Source organism: Pseudomonas sp. YNh, from assembly GCF_037993085.1.
GTDB classification, from domain to species: Bacteria; Pseudomonadota; Gammaproteobacteria; order Pseudomonadales; family Pseudomonadaceae; genus Aquipseudomonas; species Aquipseudomonas putida.
Genome location: NZ_JBBMRJ010000057.1, coordinates 1 through 13,769, shown reverse-complemented (window position 1 = coordinate 13,769; position 13,769 = coordinate 1). Strand labels below are relative to the sequence as shown.

Annotated in this window: 14 protein-coding genes and 1 pseudogene; 10 read left to right on the top strand and 5 right to left on the bottom strand. The window is 63.4% G+C overall.

The genetic code is table 11. The features are described 5' to 3' along the window. Window positions 1-141 (bottom strand): thiamine pyrophosphate-binding protein (locus WF331_RS28695; RefSeq protein ID WP_205300755.1); only part of this gene is annotated, 141 nt, incomplete at its 3' end. Window positions 142-311: 170 nt separating this feature from the next. Here WF331_RS28695 and WF331_RS28690 point away from each other — a divergent pair. Then, complete coding sequence (locus WF331_RS28690; protein ID WP_016499819.1) at window positions 312-1,193, top strand: LysR family transcriptional regulator; 882 nt, start codon at window positions 312-314, stop codon at window positions 1,191-1,193. 141 nt (window positions 1,194-1,334) lie between these two features. Here WF331_RS28690 and WF331_RS28685 read toward each other — a convergent pair whose 3' ends face one another. Further along, window positions 1,335-1,982, bottom strand: coding sequence for an alpha/beta hydrolase (locus tag WF331_RS28685; RefSeq protein WP_284360373.1), 648 nt, complete (start codon window positions 1,980-1,982; stop codon window positions 1,335-1,337). Between the two features lie 37 nt (window positions 1,983-2,019). Then, a complete protein-coding gene (locus WF331_RS28680) occupies window positions 2,020-3,144 on the bottom strand; it encodes an MFS transporter (protein ID WP_284360395.1) in 1,125 nt (374 codons plus the stop codon). A gap of 379 nt (window positions 3,145-3,523) precedes the next feature. On the opposite strand from WF331_RS28680, the gene WF331_RS28675 reads away from it, so the two are divergent. The 8 genes from WF331_RS28675 (at window position 3,524) to WF331_RS28640 (ending at window position 11,475) form a co-directional block, all read left to right on the top strand. Further along, on the top strand, window positions 3,524-4,489 hold the full coding sequence (locus tag WF331_RS28675; protein WP_041167739.1) for an amino acid ABC transporter permease: 966 nt from the start codon (window positions 3,524-3,526) through the stop codon (window positions 4,487-4,489). A gap of 15 nt (window positions 4,490-4,504) precedes the next feature. Then, window positions 4,505-5,269, top strand: a complete 765-nt coding sequence (locus WF331_RS28670; RefSeq protein ID WP_016499823.1) for an amino acid ABC transporter ATP-binding protein — start codon at window positions 4,505-4,507, stop codon at window positions 5,267-5,269. Window positions 5,270-5,329: 60 nt separating this feature from the next. After that, on the top strand, window positions 5,330-6,169 hold the full coding sequence (locus tag WF331_RS28665) for an ABC transporter substrate-binding protein (protein WP_016499824.1): 840 nt from the start codon (window positions 5,330-5,332) through the stop codon (window positions 6,167-6,169). Window positions 6,170-6,265: 96 nt separating this feature from the next. Then, the gene (locus WF331_RS28660) at window positions 6,266-7,561 is read left to right on the top strand and encodes an NAD(P)/FAD-dependent oxidoreductase (protein ID WP_016499825.1); all 1,296 of its coding nucleotides are present in this window, start codon (window positions 6,266-6,268) and stop codon (window positions 7,559-7,561) included. A gap of 21 nt (window positions 7,562-7,582) precedes the next feature. Further along, window positions 7,583-8,053 carry an Lrp/AsnC family transcriptional regulator gene (locus tag WF331_RS28655; protein WP_016499826.1) on the top strand — a complete coding sequence of 157 codons (471 nt, stop codon included), beginning with the start codon at window positions 7,583-7,585 and terminating at the stop codon, window positions 8,051-8,053. A gap of 115 nt (window positions 8,054-8,168) precedes the next feature. Next, entirely contained in the window at window positions 8,169-9,353 is a 1,185-nt protein-coding gene (locus tag WF331_RS28650; protein ID WP_041167740.1) for an MFS transporter, read from the top strand. Window positions 9,354-9,531: 178 nt separating this feature from the next. Then, window positions 9,532-10,383: a LysR family transcriptional regulator gene (locus WF331_RS28645; protein ID WP_284360364.1), complete on the top strand. Its 852-nt coding sequence runs from the start codon at window positions 9,532-9,534 to the stop codon at window positions 10,381-10,383. A gap of 96 nt (window positions 10,384-10,479) precedes the next feature. Continuing rightward, on the top strand, window positions 10,480-11,475 hold the full coding sequence (locus tag WF331_RS28640) for an aldo/keto reductase (RefSeq protein ID WP_016499829.1): 996 nt from the start codon (window positions 10,480-10,482) through the stop codon (window positions 11,473-11,475). Here WF331_RS28640 and WF331_RS28635 read toward each other — a convergent pair. Together WF331_RS28635 and WF331_RS28630 are read right to left on the bottom strand one after the other, a co-directional pair. Next, window positions 11,468-12,733 (bottom strand): HAMP domain-containing sensor histidine kinase, encoded by a 1,266-nt coding sequence (locus WF331_RS28635; RefSeq protein WP_016499830.1) that lies wholly within the window; start codon window positions 12,731-12,733, stop codon window positions 11,468-11,470. The genes WF331_RS28640 and WF331_RS28635 overlap by 8 nt on opposite strands. Further along, window positions 12,730-13,422, bottom strand: coding sequence for a response regulator transcription factor (locus tag WF331_RS28630; RefSeq protein WP_063426283.1), 693 nt, complete (start codon window positions 13,420-13,422; stop codon window positions 12,730-12,732). Before WF331_RS28630 ends, WF331_RS28635 begins: the two co-directional genes overlap by 4 nt. Before the next feature lie 197 nt (window positions 13,423-13,619). Between WF331_RS28630 and WF331_RS28625 the strand changes: the two are divergent. After that, window positions 13,620-13,769: pseudogene (locus tag WF331_RS28625) on the top strand (hypothetical protein); the annotation flags it as partial.

Genomic DNA, 13,769 nt, shown 5'->3' with positions numbered 1-13,769 from the left:
GTGACGGGTCAGTACCAGCTTGATCTTCGACTTGCGCAGGGATTCGAGCAGGTCGAGGTTTTCCTCACCAGGAATGCCGAACACATACTCGACACCTTCGTTTTCCAGACATTGCACAACGACATCGGCGGCCTTGGCCATTTGGGGTACTACCTCAAAATCTTTGTGGGATTGCAGCTTTATTTCGCTGCGTGACTGAGATATTGCAGGATGTCTCAGTGGCGCGCATCGTAGGCCCTCTGGTTAATAATAATAAATATATTGTTATGATGCTTAGCATCACAGTTCGTTATGAATGGTAGAACGCCTCAATGAACCTCAAGGCATTGCGCTGCTGCGTCGAGATCGTGCGCCAGGGCAGCTTCACCAAGGCTGCGCAGCATTTGCACATCGCCCAGCCTGCGCTGAGCATGGCCGTAACCCGGCTGGAAGAAGAACTGGGCGTGACCCTGTTCAACCGCACCACACGCAAAGTCATCCTCACCGCCGAGGGCGAACAGTTCCTGCCACGCATTGCGTCCGCGCTGCGCGAAATGGATGTTGCCCGGCAAGAGCTACGTGACATGGCCGATCTGAAGCGCGGCGAAGTGCGCCTGGGCATCCCGCCCATGTTCGGCCTGCACTATGTGCCCGGGTTGATGAATGCCTTCCGCCGGCTGTTTCCAGGCATTGCCATGACCGTGTTCGAAGGCAGTGCCGAGGACATTGGCCATCGCCTGGAACAACGGGAAATCGACCTGGCATTGCTGGAGTCCAGGCGCGTGCCCCCCGACAAGGAATCGATCCTGCTGGGCAGTGACGAGATGCTCGCGTGCATGCACCCCGACCACCCCTATGCCGGTAAGGCCTTCCTCACGGCGGAAGACCTGCGCAATACCGACATGGTGGTGTTCGACCGCACATTCGTTCAACGTCACCTGCTGGACGCGTTCTTCGCCGAACATGGCATCACTTACCAGGTGGCGTTACAGAGCAACTTCGTCTCGCTGGTGGTGCAGGCCGCGCTGGACAACATGGGGGTGGCGACCCTGCTGCGCTCGGTCCAGCAACGCACGCCGGGCATTGTCGGGGTGCCGTTCCGGCCCGCGCAGCAGATGAGCTTCAGATTGTGCTGGCGCTCGGGGGAATACCTGTCGCTGGCCAGCAAGCGGTTCATCGACTTTGCTGCGCAGACGCATTATCTGGAGCGCTGAGGCTAGCCTGTTCCGGCCCTTTCGCGGCTAAAGCCGCTCCCACAGGTTGGCGCATGCCTTGAAGCGAGCGCGACCGATGTGGGAGCGGCTTTAGCCGCGAACACCGGCAACGCCGGTGCCAGACCGACGCAGGTGTTCCTGTCAGCGCCCGGTTTTCAATGCCAGATGGGCGATCACCTGCTCAGCCGCCCGCCCCAGGCAGCCCTTGAAAAAGTGGTTGGCACCTGCATAAACCGACACCGCCCGTTGCCCCGGGCCTGCCCATTGCAACAGGTTGGCCAGCGGCGCCATTTCATCCTGTTCGCCATGCAGCAGCAGGCAATCCGCAGGCACCGGCAATGGCTCGTAATAGCGCCCACCTGGTACATCACCCACCGGCAGCCCCAGCAACGCCACTGCCTGCAACTGCCCTTCAAGCGCACAGGCCACACGGGCGAACACATAGGCACCAAAAGAAAACCCTACCAAGGCTATTGGCAGCTCCGGCAACTCCCGGCAGAAGTGCCGGATGACCGCGATGCAGTCTTGCGCTTCGCCGATACCCTCGTCGTGCGCACCTTGTGTCTGCCCTACCCCACGGAAACTCGGCCGCGCCACTTGCCAACCGGCTGCGCACAGCTGCCGCGCCAGGGTCAGCGGCACAATATGGCGCGGGGTGCCGCCCAGCAGCGGTTGTGGGTGGCTGACCAGCACCACCCCCTTGGGCGGCCCGGCAGGGTGGTCGATCAGCAGCTCGATCTGGCCGGCCGGCCCAGCGATAAGCAACGGGTTACGTGGTGCATCCGACATCGTGTTCGTCCTTGCTAGCCAAATGAGTGGCGCGTGATCACGCCGTTTGCCGCGGGAGGCCATGCATCACCAGCAACACCAGTACGACACTGGTAAATGCCAGTGCCGACAGCGTTGCCAGTACACCCGTCGCGCCGAAGTGCTGGAACAGGTAGCCACCCACCAAGGGCGTCAGTGCCTGGCCAACCAACGAGGGGCGCGACATCTTGCCCATCAGCGCAACATACTGGGCTGGCGGCATCAGGGCCAGCGGCAGCAGCCCCCTGACAATCGCCCGCAAGCCATTGCCACAGCCATACAGCAGCAGGCCCAGCGCGGTCACGCCCGGCGCCACGGCCACCAGCGTCAGGCCGACTGCGACCAGCACCGACGACACCAGTGCAGTCCAGATCGGGTGGCGCTTGCCGGCGATGATCTGCAGTACCCGCGACGCCACCTGGCTTGGCCCGAGCAAGGCACTCAGGCCAATGGCAGCCGCCAGCGAATGGCCCTGGCCCTGCAGTACCGCTACCAGCTGCACCGAAACAGCAGTCATGATGATCGCGCCGATGGCAAAGATTGCCGTCAGCAGCCAGTACAAGCGGCGGTCCACTGGCAGATCGTTCGTCACCGTCGCGCCTTGGGCCTTGTGTGGGGGCTGGCCTGCCGGCAACACCCAGAGGTACAACGGCGCCACGGCAACGATCAGCACCAGCGCATAAGCCGTACACGCCGTGCGCCAGCCCAGTTGCTCGATGGCCAGGGCCACCACCGGCCAGGTGATGGTGGTGGCAAACCCCGAAATCAGGGTGATACCGGTAATCGCCCGCCCCGCCCGTTCCGCATACAAGGCACCGAGGGTGGCAAACAGCGCTTCATAAAGCCCCATTGCCATCCCCGCGCCAATGATCACCCAGGCCAGCAGGAACACCGGCAGGCTGTGGCAGTTGGCAACCACCAGCAAGCCCAGCCCTACTACCACACCGCTGGCGGCCAGTTGCGAGCGCCCGCCATAACGCGCCACCAAGCGGCTGGACAGCGGCGCCAGCAGCGCCGAAACCATCAGGCCCAGCGAAAGCGCCCCATATACCCAGCCGCTGTCCCAGCCGGTCTCGCGCAGGATCGGTTTACCCATCACCGCCAGCAGGAAGAACGAACCACCCCACACCAGGATTTGCAGCAGCCCCAGCCAGAAAATGCCCAAGGGCCCGGGAAAACGTACGCCAGCATTCACTAAAGCAACCTTATCGACCAAGCGGGCCGGATGTCGGCACACGCAGGCGGCAGTCTAAAAGAGCTGGCGTACGGCTTGCCATAACATCCCGGCATTTCAGTTATGCGCGCGGTAGACAGCTCAAAATACGTGCGGAGTACATTTGTACTCGCCCTATGCCACGGTAGCAATCTGGCAGGCATTGAGGTGCAAATGTCAGGGTCCAACCTCGGCTATTGCCAAAACAAATTGCGTATTTGTTGCGATTCCGCAGGTTCTTGCCTGCGCTTCGCCTCCCTACAATGACCCCACAACAACAAACGAGCCCAGCTCCGTGAGGCACGACCCCATGTACAGAGACCACATCGTCAAACCGCGTGCGACCGATAAACCGGCATTCATGGGCCTGGTCGCCGCCGTGATATTCGCCCTCGCCCTGCTCTACGGCGTGGGTGACGGTAGCCTGGCGCGGTTGATGGGCCCGATCGTGCTAGACCTGCAGGCACCGCTGCTGCGCAACGCCGCCGTGGCCGGCACCCTGGCGGTGACCCTGGTACTTAACCTGTTCATCCTTGGCCGCTTTCCGTTACGGGCCCAGGTGATCACGGTGTGGTGTGAACTGTTGCTGCTATTCCTGTTGTTCTTCGACACATTCGACCTGTCGTACAGCTTCATCGCCACCAAGGTGGGCTTCATGATCACCCAGGGGGTGTTCACCACCGTCTACGTGTCCACCCTCTCCATCGCCATCGCCTTCGTCCTGGCGCTGCTGGGGGCTACCGCACGGCTGTCGTCCAACGGTTTCGCCATCGCCATTGCCAGCTTCTACACCTCGTTTTTCCGCGGCGTGCCTCTGCTGATCCAGATCTACCTGATCTACCTCGGCATCCCCCAGCTCGGCTATGTGGTCGGCGCCGTGCCGGCAGGCATCCTGGCGTTGTCGCTGTGCTACGGCGCTTACATGACGGAAATCTTCCGCGCCGGCATCAGCAGCATCGCGCGCGGGCAATGGGAAGCTTCGCGGGCGATCGGCCTGACGCCCTTCCAAACCATGACCCGGGTGATCTTGCCGCAGTCGATGCGGCTGATCATTCCACCTACCGGCAACCAGTTCATCTCCATGCTCAAGGACAGCTCGCTGGTGTCGGTGATCGGCGTATGGGAGCTGATGTTCCTCGCCCGCACCCAGGGCCGCGCGGAGTTCCGCCACCTGGAAATGCTGATCACCGCTGCCGTCTTGTACTGGGTGCTGTCGATCCTGCTCGAAACCGTGCAGTCGCGCCTGGAAAAACGTTTCGACCGCGCCCACCGCTGATCGAGGAGCCCCAACATGAACCAGCCTTTTACCCCCGCTGCCGCCCAGGCCGCCGTTTCGATTCGCGGCCTGCAGAAATGGTACGGGGATTTTCATGTGCTCAAGGGCATCGACCTGGAGATCGCCAGCGGCGAAATCGTGGTGGTCTGTGGGCCTTCCGGCTCGGGCAAATCCACGTTGATCCGTTGCCTGAACCTGCTGGAAGACTTCCAGAAGGGTCAGGTGCAGATCGCCGGCAACACGCTGAACCGCGATGCGGCGAGCGTCGCCGCCATCCGCCGCCAGGTGGGCATGGTGTTCCAGCAGTTCAACCTGTTCCCGCACCTGACCGTGCTCGAAAACCTGATGCTCGGCCCACGCCTGGTCAGCAAACTCAGCGAGCCCGATGCCCGCGCCCTGGCGCTGGAGTATCTGGACCGGGTGCGTATCGCCAGCCAGGCCGACAAGTTCCCCGGGCAGCTTTCCGGCGGCCAGCAACAACGTGTGGCCATTGCCCGTGCGCTGTGCATGAAGCCGCGCATCATGCTGTTCGACGAACCCACCTCGGCGCTGGACCCGGAAATGGTCAAGGAGGTGCTCGACGTGATGGGCGAGCTGGCCCAGGACGGCATCACCATGCTTTGCGTCACCCACGAAATGGGCTTCGCCCGCCGGGTGGCGGACCGCATCATCTTCATGGACCAGGGCCAGGTTATTGAACAAGGCCCGCCCAACGCGTTCTTCGACAACCCTCGCCATGCGCGCGCCAGGGAGTTTCTCTCGCAAATCCTCAGCCACTGAACTTGTGTCTACCGCTGTGCCAACACCACAACAACAATTGCATGCCCGGAGACTTACCGAATGAACCCTGTCGCTCGCTTGTTCGCCCTGACCGCCGTTGCCAGCTGCCTGTCCATGATGACAGGGGCCGCGTGGGCCGGCGCCACGCTTGATCGGATCCACCAGAGCAAGGTCATGAAAGTGGCCACTGCCGCCAACTGGCCACCGCAGTCTTTCCTTGGCGAAGACAACACCCTCAAGGGCTTCGACATTGATGTGGCCAACGAGATTGGCAAACGTCTGGGTACCAAGGTGGCGTTCGTCACCCCTGAATACGGCATCATCACCGCCGGGCGCTGGGCCAGCCGCTGGGACCTGTCGGTCGGTTCGATGACACCCACCACCGAGCGTGGACGGGTGCTCGACTTTCCGGCCATCTACTACTACACCCCGTATGTGTTCGCCGTGCACAAGGACGCCGCCGGTGCCAGCGCTGCCGAGCTCAATGGCAAGACCATCGGCGTGGAAGCCGGCACCACCTCCGAGGACTACATCAACCGGCGGCTGAAAATCGACGCCGCGGACGTACCCGCGTTCAGCTACAGCGTGGAGCCCGGCAGTGTGCAAACGTACGGCGACAGCATGGGCCCGCTGGACGACTTGCGCATAGGCAATGGCACCCGTCTGGACGCCACCCTGTCGGCACTGCCAACCATCATGGGTGCGATCAAGGCCGGTTACCCGATTGCCCCGGTGCAGGGCAAGCCTGCCTACTACGAGCCACTGGCCATCGCCACCGACAAGGGCGACGACGCTTTCAACGCTGAACTGGCCAAGGCCGTCGACGACATGAAAGCCGACGGCACGCTGAAGCAGCTGTCCGAAAAATGGTACGGCGCCGACCTCACACAAGTGCAGTAACCCATTACCCGCAACCCGGCGCCCTTTGCTTGAAGGGCGTGCGGCACCCCCATGCCCGCCAAACCTGCCTCGCCCAGTAAAAGGATGACCCAGCCGATGCCCAGCTACAGCAACAACTACTATACCGGGACCATGCGCCCTGCCCCGCAGCGTGCCGCGTTGGCCGGTGAAACCCGGGCCGATGCATGCGTGATTGGCGGCGGCCTGGCAGGCCTTAGCGTGGCCCGCGAGCTGCTGGCGCGTGGGCGCTCGGTGGTGTTGCTGGAGGCAGCACGGGTGGCCTGGGGCGCCTCCGGGCGCAATGGCGGCTTTGTGTTGCAGGGCTGGTCCGAGGGGCTGTCGGCCATCGAGCGGCGTTGCGGCAAGCAGACCGCCGCCGCCTTGTTCCGGCTATCGCTGGAAGGCGTCGATATCGTCCGTGACACCATCGCCGGCCACCAGCTGCCAGGCTGCGCCGCCACCACTGGCAAGCTGAGCGTGGTGCGCTACGACGACGCCGACAACCTGCAGCGCACCCGCGACCGCATGGCCCGCGACTTCGGTTTCAACCTGGAATACCTGGACAAACAGGCACTGCGCAGCCGCCTGAACACCGACTGCTACTTCCAGGGGCTGCGCGACAGCCATGGTTTTCACTTCCACCCACTGAACTACTGCCTGGGCCTGGCCGAGCTGGTCGAGCTGGCCGGTGGTCGCATCCACGAACAGTCGCCGATGCTGCGGGTAGAGCGCAGGGCCGGCAGTCATCGCGTGATCACAGCCGACGGCTCGGTGACCTGTGCCGATGTGGTGTACTGCTGCGGTGGCTACGGCGGCCCGGAGTTCGGCCAGCTGCGCCGGGCGTTCCTGCCGATTGCCACTTATGTGGTGCTGACCGAGCACCTGGGTGAGCGCCTGCGTGATGTAGTACGTACCACGGACGCAGTCGGCGACAACCGCCGCGCCTCCGACTACTACCGCGTCGTCGAGGGTGACCGCCTGCTGTGGGGCGGCCATATCACCACGCGCAACCTGCAGGACGAGCAGCGGCTGGGGCAGTTGCTGACCCGCGACATCCTCAGCGTCTACCCACAGTTGCAGGGTTTGAAAATCGCCAAGGCGTGGTCAGGGCTGATGGGTTACGCCCGCCACAAGATGCCGCACATCGGCCCCCTGGCCCCGGGGCTGTGGGCTTGTACTTCATTTGGGGGCCATGGTATGAACACCGCACCTGTAGGCGCCCGGGTAGTCACCGAGGCAATCTGCGGCGAAAGCGACCGCTACCGCCTGTTCGACGCCTATGGCCTGCAATGGAATGGCGGGCCGTTCGGACCCGCTGCGGCCCAAACGGTGTATGCCGGCCTGAAGCTGATGGACAGGTTCCAGGAAGCCCGCGCGCAGTACAACAACTAGAACAAATCACCAGGAACCACCATGGACGCCCTTCCACCCGGCGCACTGTTCAAACTGACCGAAAAAGACCGGCAACTGCTGGGGCTGCTACAGGCCAACGCCCGCGAGCCTACCGCCTCGCTGGCGCGCAAGCTGGGCGTATCGCGTTCGGCAGTACAGGAGCGCATCAACCGCCTTGAAAACGCTGGGGTTATCACCGGCTACAGTGTGCGCATCGACCAGGACAAGCTGCAGCAGGTGATCAACTGCTTCACCATGACCTCGTGCAGCAACAAGAGCTACACCGATGTGATGACCACCTTGCGCAAGATGGACGCGGTGCAGGCGGTGTATGCGGTGTCGGGCGAAATGGACTTCATCATCCACCTGACTACCCATACGCTGGGTGAGCTCAATGCCGAGCTGACCCGCATCAACATGATCAAGGGCGTCACGCACACAGCTTCGCACATTGTCATGGAAACCAAGTTCAGCAAGAAGCTGACCTTGTAGTCTCCCCCGGCAGAGCCGTCATGACCCTACAGCTACTCAGCTTCCTCGACGTTGCCCGCAAATATTGACTATGATCCCGCCTTGAACGTTTCAGCATGTTTCAAAAGGGATACAGATGTCAGTCCAGGAAATACCCCCTCTCCCCAGTAAAGGCACCGTCGCGAAGATGGAAGCCGCCATGGCGCTGGGCAGCTTTGCCATCGGCACCGGCGAATTCGCCATCATGGGCCTGATGCCCGACATCGCCAGCAACCTGCAATTAAGTGAGCCCCAGGTGGGCCATGCCATCAGTGCCTACGCACTCGGGGTGATGGTTGGCGCCCCGACGCTAGCGATTCTGGGCGCCCGGCTGCTGCGCAAGCACATGCTGTTGCTGCTGATGGCACTGTACGCCCTTGGCAACCTGGCGACCGCCTTCGCCCCCTCGTTCAGCAGCCTGGTTGCCTTCCGCTTCATCAGCGGCCTGCCCCACGGCGCATACTTCGGCATTGCCGCTGTGGTGGCATCGAGCATGGTGGCCAAGGACCAGCGAGCGGGTGCGGTTGCCCGGGTGATGATGGGCCTGACCTTGGCCATGCTGCTCGGCAACCCGGTAGCCACGTACCTGGGCCAGTACTTTGGCTGGCGTTCGGCGTTCGTGCTGGTTGGCGCCATCGCGCTGTGCACCATCGCCCTGGTGTGGCGCTTTGTGCCGCAGCGCCACGACGAAGTGCGCAGCGACCCACGCAAGGAATTGCAAGCCTTCACCCTGCCACAGGTGTGGATGGCGCTGGCCATCGCCTCGATCGGCTTCGCCGGCATGTTCACGGTGTTCAGCTACCTGGCGCCGACCATGCTGCAAGTGACCCAGGTATCGCCACAGTGGATTCCGTTCGGCCTGGCGGCGTTCGGGGTGGGCGGCATCGTCGGCAACATTGCCGGCGGTAAACTGTTCGACCGCCTGCAGTTCCGCGCCGTGGGGCTGGTGCTGGTGTGGTCGATCGCCGTGCTGCTGTTCTTCACCTTCGCCGCCCAGGCGCTGTGGAGCCTGCTGTTGGGTATCGGCCTGGTGGGGACCATGATTGCCCTGGCCGCGCCGCTACAGATCCGCCTGATGGACATTGCCCATGAAGCGCCGAGCCTGGCTGCAGCGTCCAACCATGCCGCATTCAACCTGGCGAATGCGCTGGGGCCATGGTTGGGTGGCATGGCGATTACTGCGGGCATGGGCTGGACCAGTACTGGCTATATCGGCGCGGCGACTGCGCTGGTTGGCCTGGGCATCTATCTGGTGGCGCGACGGATGAAAGGCGGCCACTGAGGCCCGCCCCCACGGGTACATTACGGCCTTCGAGGCAAATGCAAATCCTGTAGGAGCGGCCTTGTGTCGCGAGGGGCTGCAAAGCAGCCCCAAAATCTCCAATCAACCGCAATCCACAGTGGCCCCCAAAAAAAACGCTACCCTACCCCCTTCTGCACAAGCTACTGCCGAGCCCTCCATGTTCGATTGGGAAGACCTGCGTCATTTCTCTGCCTTCACCTCGGCCGGTTCGCTGTCCGCCGCCGCCAAGGCCCTGGGCGTCGACCACGCCACCGTAGCCCGGCGCATCGTTTCGCTCGAAGCCTCGCTCAAGCTAAAGCTGGTCGACCGGCGCCCCCGCGCCTATGTGCTCACCGACGAAGGCCGATGCGTTGCCGAACTAGCCGAGCAAATGACCCTGTCCTCCTTCGCCCTTGAACATTTCGCCAGCGCCGGCCAACAGGCGGTGGAAGGCGAAGTGGTGCTGTCGGCACCACCGGCACTGCTCGGCAGCATCGTCGCCCGGCGCCTGGGCGAGCTGTACCAGCGCTACCCGCAGTTGCGCCTGAAGCTGGTGGGCAGCAAATCAAAGGCATCCTTGGCTCGCCGCGAAGCCGACATCAGCATCGCCCTGGCCAGGCCCACGGAACCGACCTTGGTGGTCAGCCTGCTGGGCCACCTGCACTACCGGCTGTACGCCTCTGCCAACTACCTGGCCAGCGCCGCGGCCTGGCGTTACATCGGCTACGACGAGTCCCAGGCCAGTTCCCCACAGCAACAATGGCTGTACCGCCAAGCCGGCCAGCAGCCCTTTGTGCTGCACAGCAACGACCTGCGCATCCAGGCTCAAGCCTGTGCCGGCGGCATCGGAATCGCCTGCCTGCCCGCGTTCATGGCGCACGAGCACGGCCTGAAGGAAGCCGGCAGCCCCGAGCAGACCATGAGCATCGAAATCTGGCTGGCAGTGCATGAGGACGTGCGCGCCACCCCACGGATCAAGGCAGTTACCGACTTCCTCCAGCAACAGGTGCGGCCACTGCTGCGCTTGTGAATTTTTGCGGACTGGACCTGCATCAATATGGAATTTTCGCGCAAGGCTGCCCGCGTTAGGCTCACTCCATCACTAACGCCCTTGAAGGAGACGACGATGCAATACGTAAAGCTGGGTAACACCGGGCTGGACATCTCCAGGTTGTGCCTGGGCTGCATGACCTTCGGCGTACCCGACGCCGGCACTCATCCCTGGACCTTGGGCGAAGACGCCAGCCGCCCCATCATTCGCCATGCCGTCGAGCAAGGCATCAACTTCTTCGACACCGCCAACAGCTACTCGGCCGGCACTTCGGAAAGCATCCTGGGCAAACTGCTTAAGGAGTTCACCCGACGCGAAGAAACCGTGATCGCCACCAAGGTGTTCTTCCCGGCCAACATGTGGGAAGGGGCCAGCCGGCCCAATGAACAAGGCCTGTCGCGCAAGGCGATCATGACCAACATCGACGCCAGCCTTACCCGCCTGGGCACCGACTACGTCGACCTTTACCAGATCCACCGTTGGGACTACCACACCCCCATCGAGGAGACCATGGAAGCCCTGCACGACGTGGTCAGGGCCGGCAAGGCGCGTTACATCGGTGCATCGTCCATGTACGCCTGGCAGTTCGCCAAGGCACAGCAGGTGGCGGTCAGTAACGGTTGGAGCCGTTTCGTGTCGATGCAGAACTACCTCAACCTGATCTACCGCGAGGAAGAACGCGAGATGATCCCGCTGTGCCTGGACCAGGGCGTCGGCCTGATGCCCTGGAGCCCGATGGCCCGCGGGCGCCTGACACGGCCGCATGGGCAGCAGACCGCACGCACGCGCAGCGATGTATCCGGCCAGTCGTTCTATGAAAAGACCGAGGTGGAAGACGGCCGGGTGATCGACGTGGTCGAGCAAATCGCCGGCGAACGGGGCGTGCCAATGGCCCAAGTGGCGTTGGCTTGGGTACTGGGTAAAACCGGCGTTAGCGCCCCTATCGTCGGCGCCTCGAAGCCTGCACATCTGGACGATGCACTGGGCGCGTTGACACTGCAGCTGAGCGAGGACGAAGTGGCACGCTTGCAGGCCCCTTACGTCCCCCACACGGTGACCGGTTTCAAGTAGCGCTGGCTTGCGGCAGGTCGATACGCACCCGCAGCCCACCGCTGGCTGCGGCCTGCGCGGTGATGCTGCCACCATGCAGGATAATGGCGCGCTGGGCAATCGCCAGACCCAGGCCAAAACCATCATCGCTGCTGTCGGTGCCCCGGTCGAACGGCTCGAAGATGCGCTTCAGCCGCGCCGGGTCCACGCCCGGACCGTGGTCGCTGACACTGACCTGAAACCATTGCCCGCCCGGCGCCAGCGCGGCCTCGACCAACACTTCGGTGCTGGCTGCGGTGTAGCGCACGGCGTTGCGGATGATGTTCTCGAACGCACGGTACAGCAGCTCTTCATGCCCATGGATGAGAAACGCGCCGTGGGCGTGCAAGGACACCTGGCACTGCTTCATGCCCGCCTCGAAACGGGCGTCCTCGACGATCTGCGCCAGCAGCTCTACCACATCGACACTGGCAAAGTCGCTGTCACCCTGCCGCGCCTGGGCGCGGGCCAGGGTCAGCAGCTGCTCGATCAGGTCGTCCATACGCCGTGACTCACGCTCCACCCGTTCCAGCATGTCGTGCCGGTCGGGCTGCTGACGCATCAGGCCGATGGCGGCATGCATGCGGGTCAGCGGTGAGCGCAGTTCGTGGGAAATATCGTGCAGCAGGTTCTGCTGCGCCTGCACCAGGGCCTTTAGCTGGCCAGCCATGCGGTCGCAGTCCTCGGCCAGCTCGACGATCTCGTCGCGGCGCTTGCCCAACCTGGGTTTCACGCGCACATCGAACCGGCCCTGAGCTACCTGGCCCATGGCTTCGCGCAGCCAGGCCAACGGGCGAGTCAGGTACAAACTGCACAGGAAGGCAAACAGCGCACTCATCAGCGTGCCGGTAAACAGCGGGCCCATGCCTCGAGGACGCGGCGGTTCGCCAAGCACCGTGGCCACCGAAGCACGCAGCACCAGTGGGCGGCCTTCACTGTCGTTCAACGCCTGCTCGAAACGCACGACCGGCACCGCTTTGCCTGCCAACAACTGGCCCTGGCCGTCGTAAAGGCCCACTTGCACATCCGGCGGCTGCGGCGACACCTCCAGCAACTGCCGGCCGGGCTGCTCACCATAACGCTGCAGTACCTGCAGCTCGGTGGCCAGCAGCGAACGCAGCGCCGGGGTATCGCCACGCCACTCATTGAGCATGAAGGCGCCCGCGCCCACCAGGAAGGTCAGGCAGTTGGCCAGCCAGAACGCCAGGAACAGCTTCCAGAACAGGCGCCGGCGCATCATTCGACTATCAGCATGTAGCCCATGCCACGCACGCTCTGGATCCAGCTGCTGCCGTCGGCGCGTGGGCCGAGCTTTTGCCGGATGCTGCTGACGTGCACGTCGATGCGCCGGTCATAACGAGTCAGCGGCCGGCCCAAGGCATTGAGTGACAGGTCTTGCTTGCTGACCAGCTGGCCAGCCTGGCGGGCCAACGCTTCGAGCAGGCTGAACTCCGAGCCGGTCAGCTCCAGCGTGGCTTCGCCCCAATGCGCCTCACGACGGCCCGGCCACATTTTCAATGCGCCCGTGCGCACGTGTTCGGGCGCACTGCCCTCACCCGTGGGATGCGGCTGCACCCGGCGCAGGATCGCCCGCAGGCGTGCGACCAGTTCACCCGGGGAGCTGGGCTTGGGCACGTAGTCATCGGCCCCCAGCTCAAGGCCGGCAATACGGTCGATGTTGTCGCCACGGGCAGTCAGCAGCAGCACCGGCACCTGGCTGCGCGCACGCACGCGCCGCAGCACTTCAATGCCAGAGATACCCGGCAGCATCACATCCAGCACCACCACCTGGAAGTGACCGGACAACGCCTGGGTCTCGCCCTCTTCACCCGTATTCACGGCAGTGGCCTGAAAGCCTTCGCGCGCCAGGTACAAAGAGAGCATTTCAGTCAGTTCGCGGTCGTCGTCGACCAGCAGCACAGGGATCATCGGGGCCAGACATCGCAATTGCAGGGGCTGTAATGATCGCCCCGCAGGCCGGCACTGTCACCGCCGGCCGGTCGGACTTTACACATCTTTACCCTCGGCTAACCGCGCCGTACACAGCCCGCCCGTATCCTCATCGCCCGCTGCTAGCGGGTTGCCCGCGCTTGCTCCCCTACGAATCCGCTTGTCTGGAACCCCCGATGAACTACCCGCGCCTGTTGCTCTCCATCCTGTTGCTGAAAGCCTCGCTGGCCCAAGCCTCCCCTTTCAGGATCGCCGACATCCGGGTCAACGGCCTGCAGCGGGTTTCCGCTGGCAGTGTCTTCGGTGCCTTGCCGCTGAACGTCGGC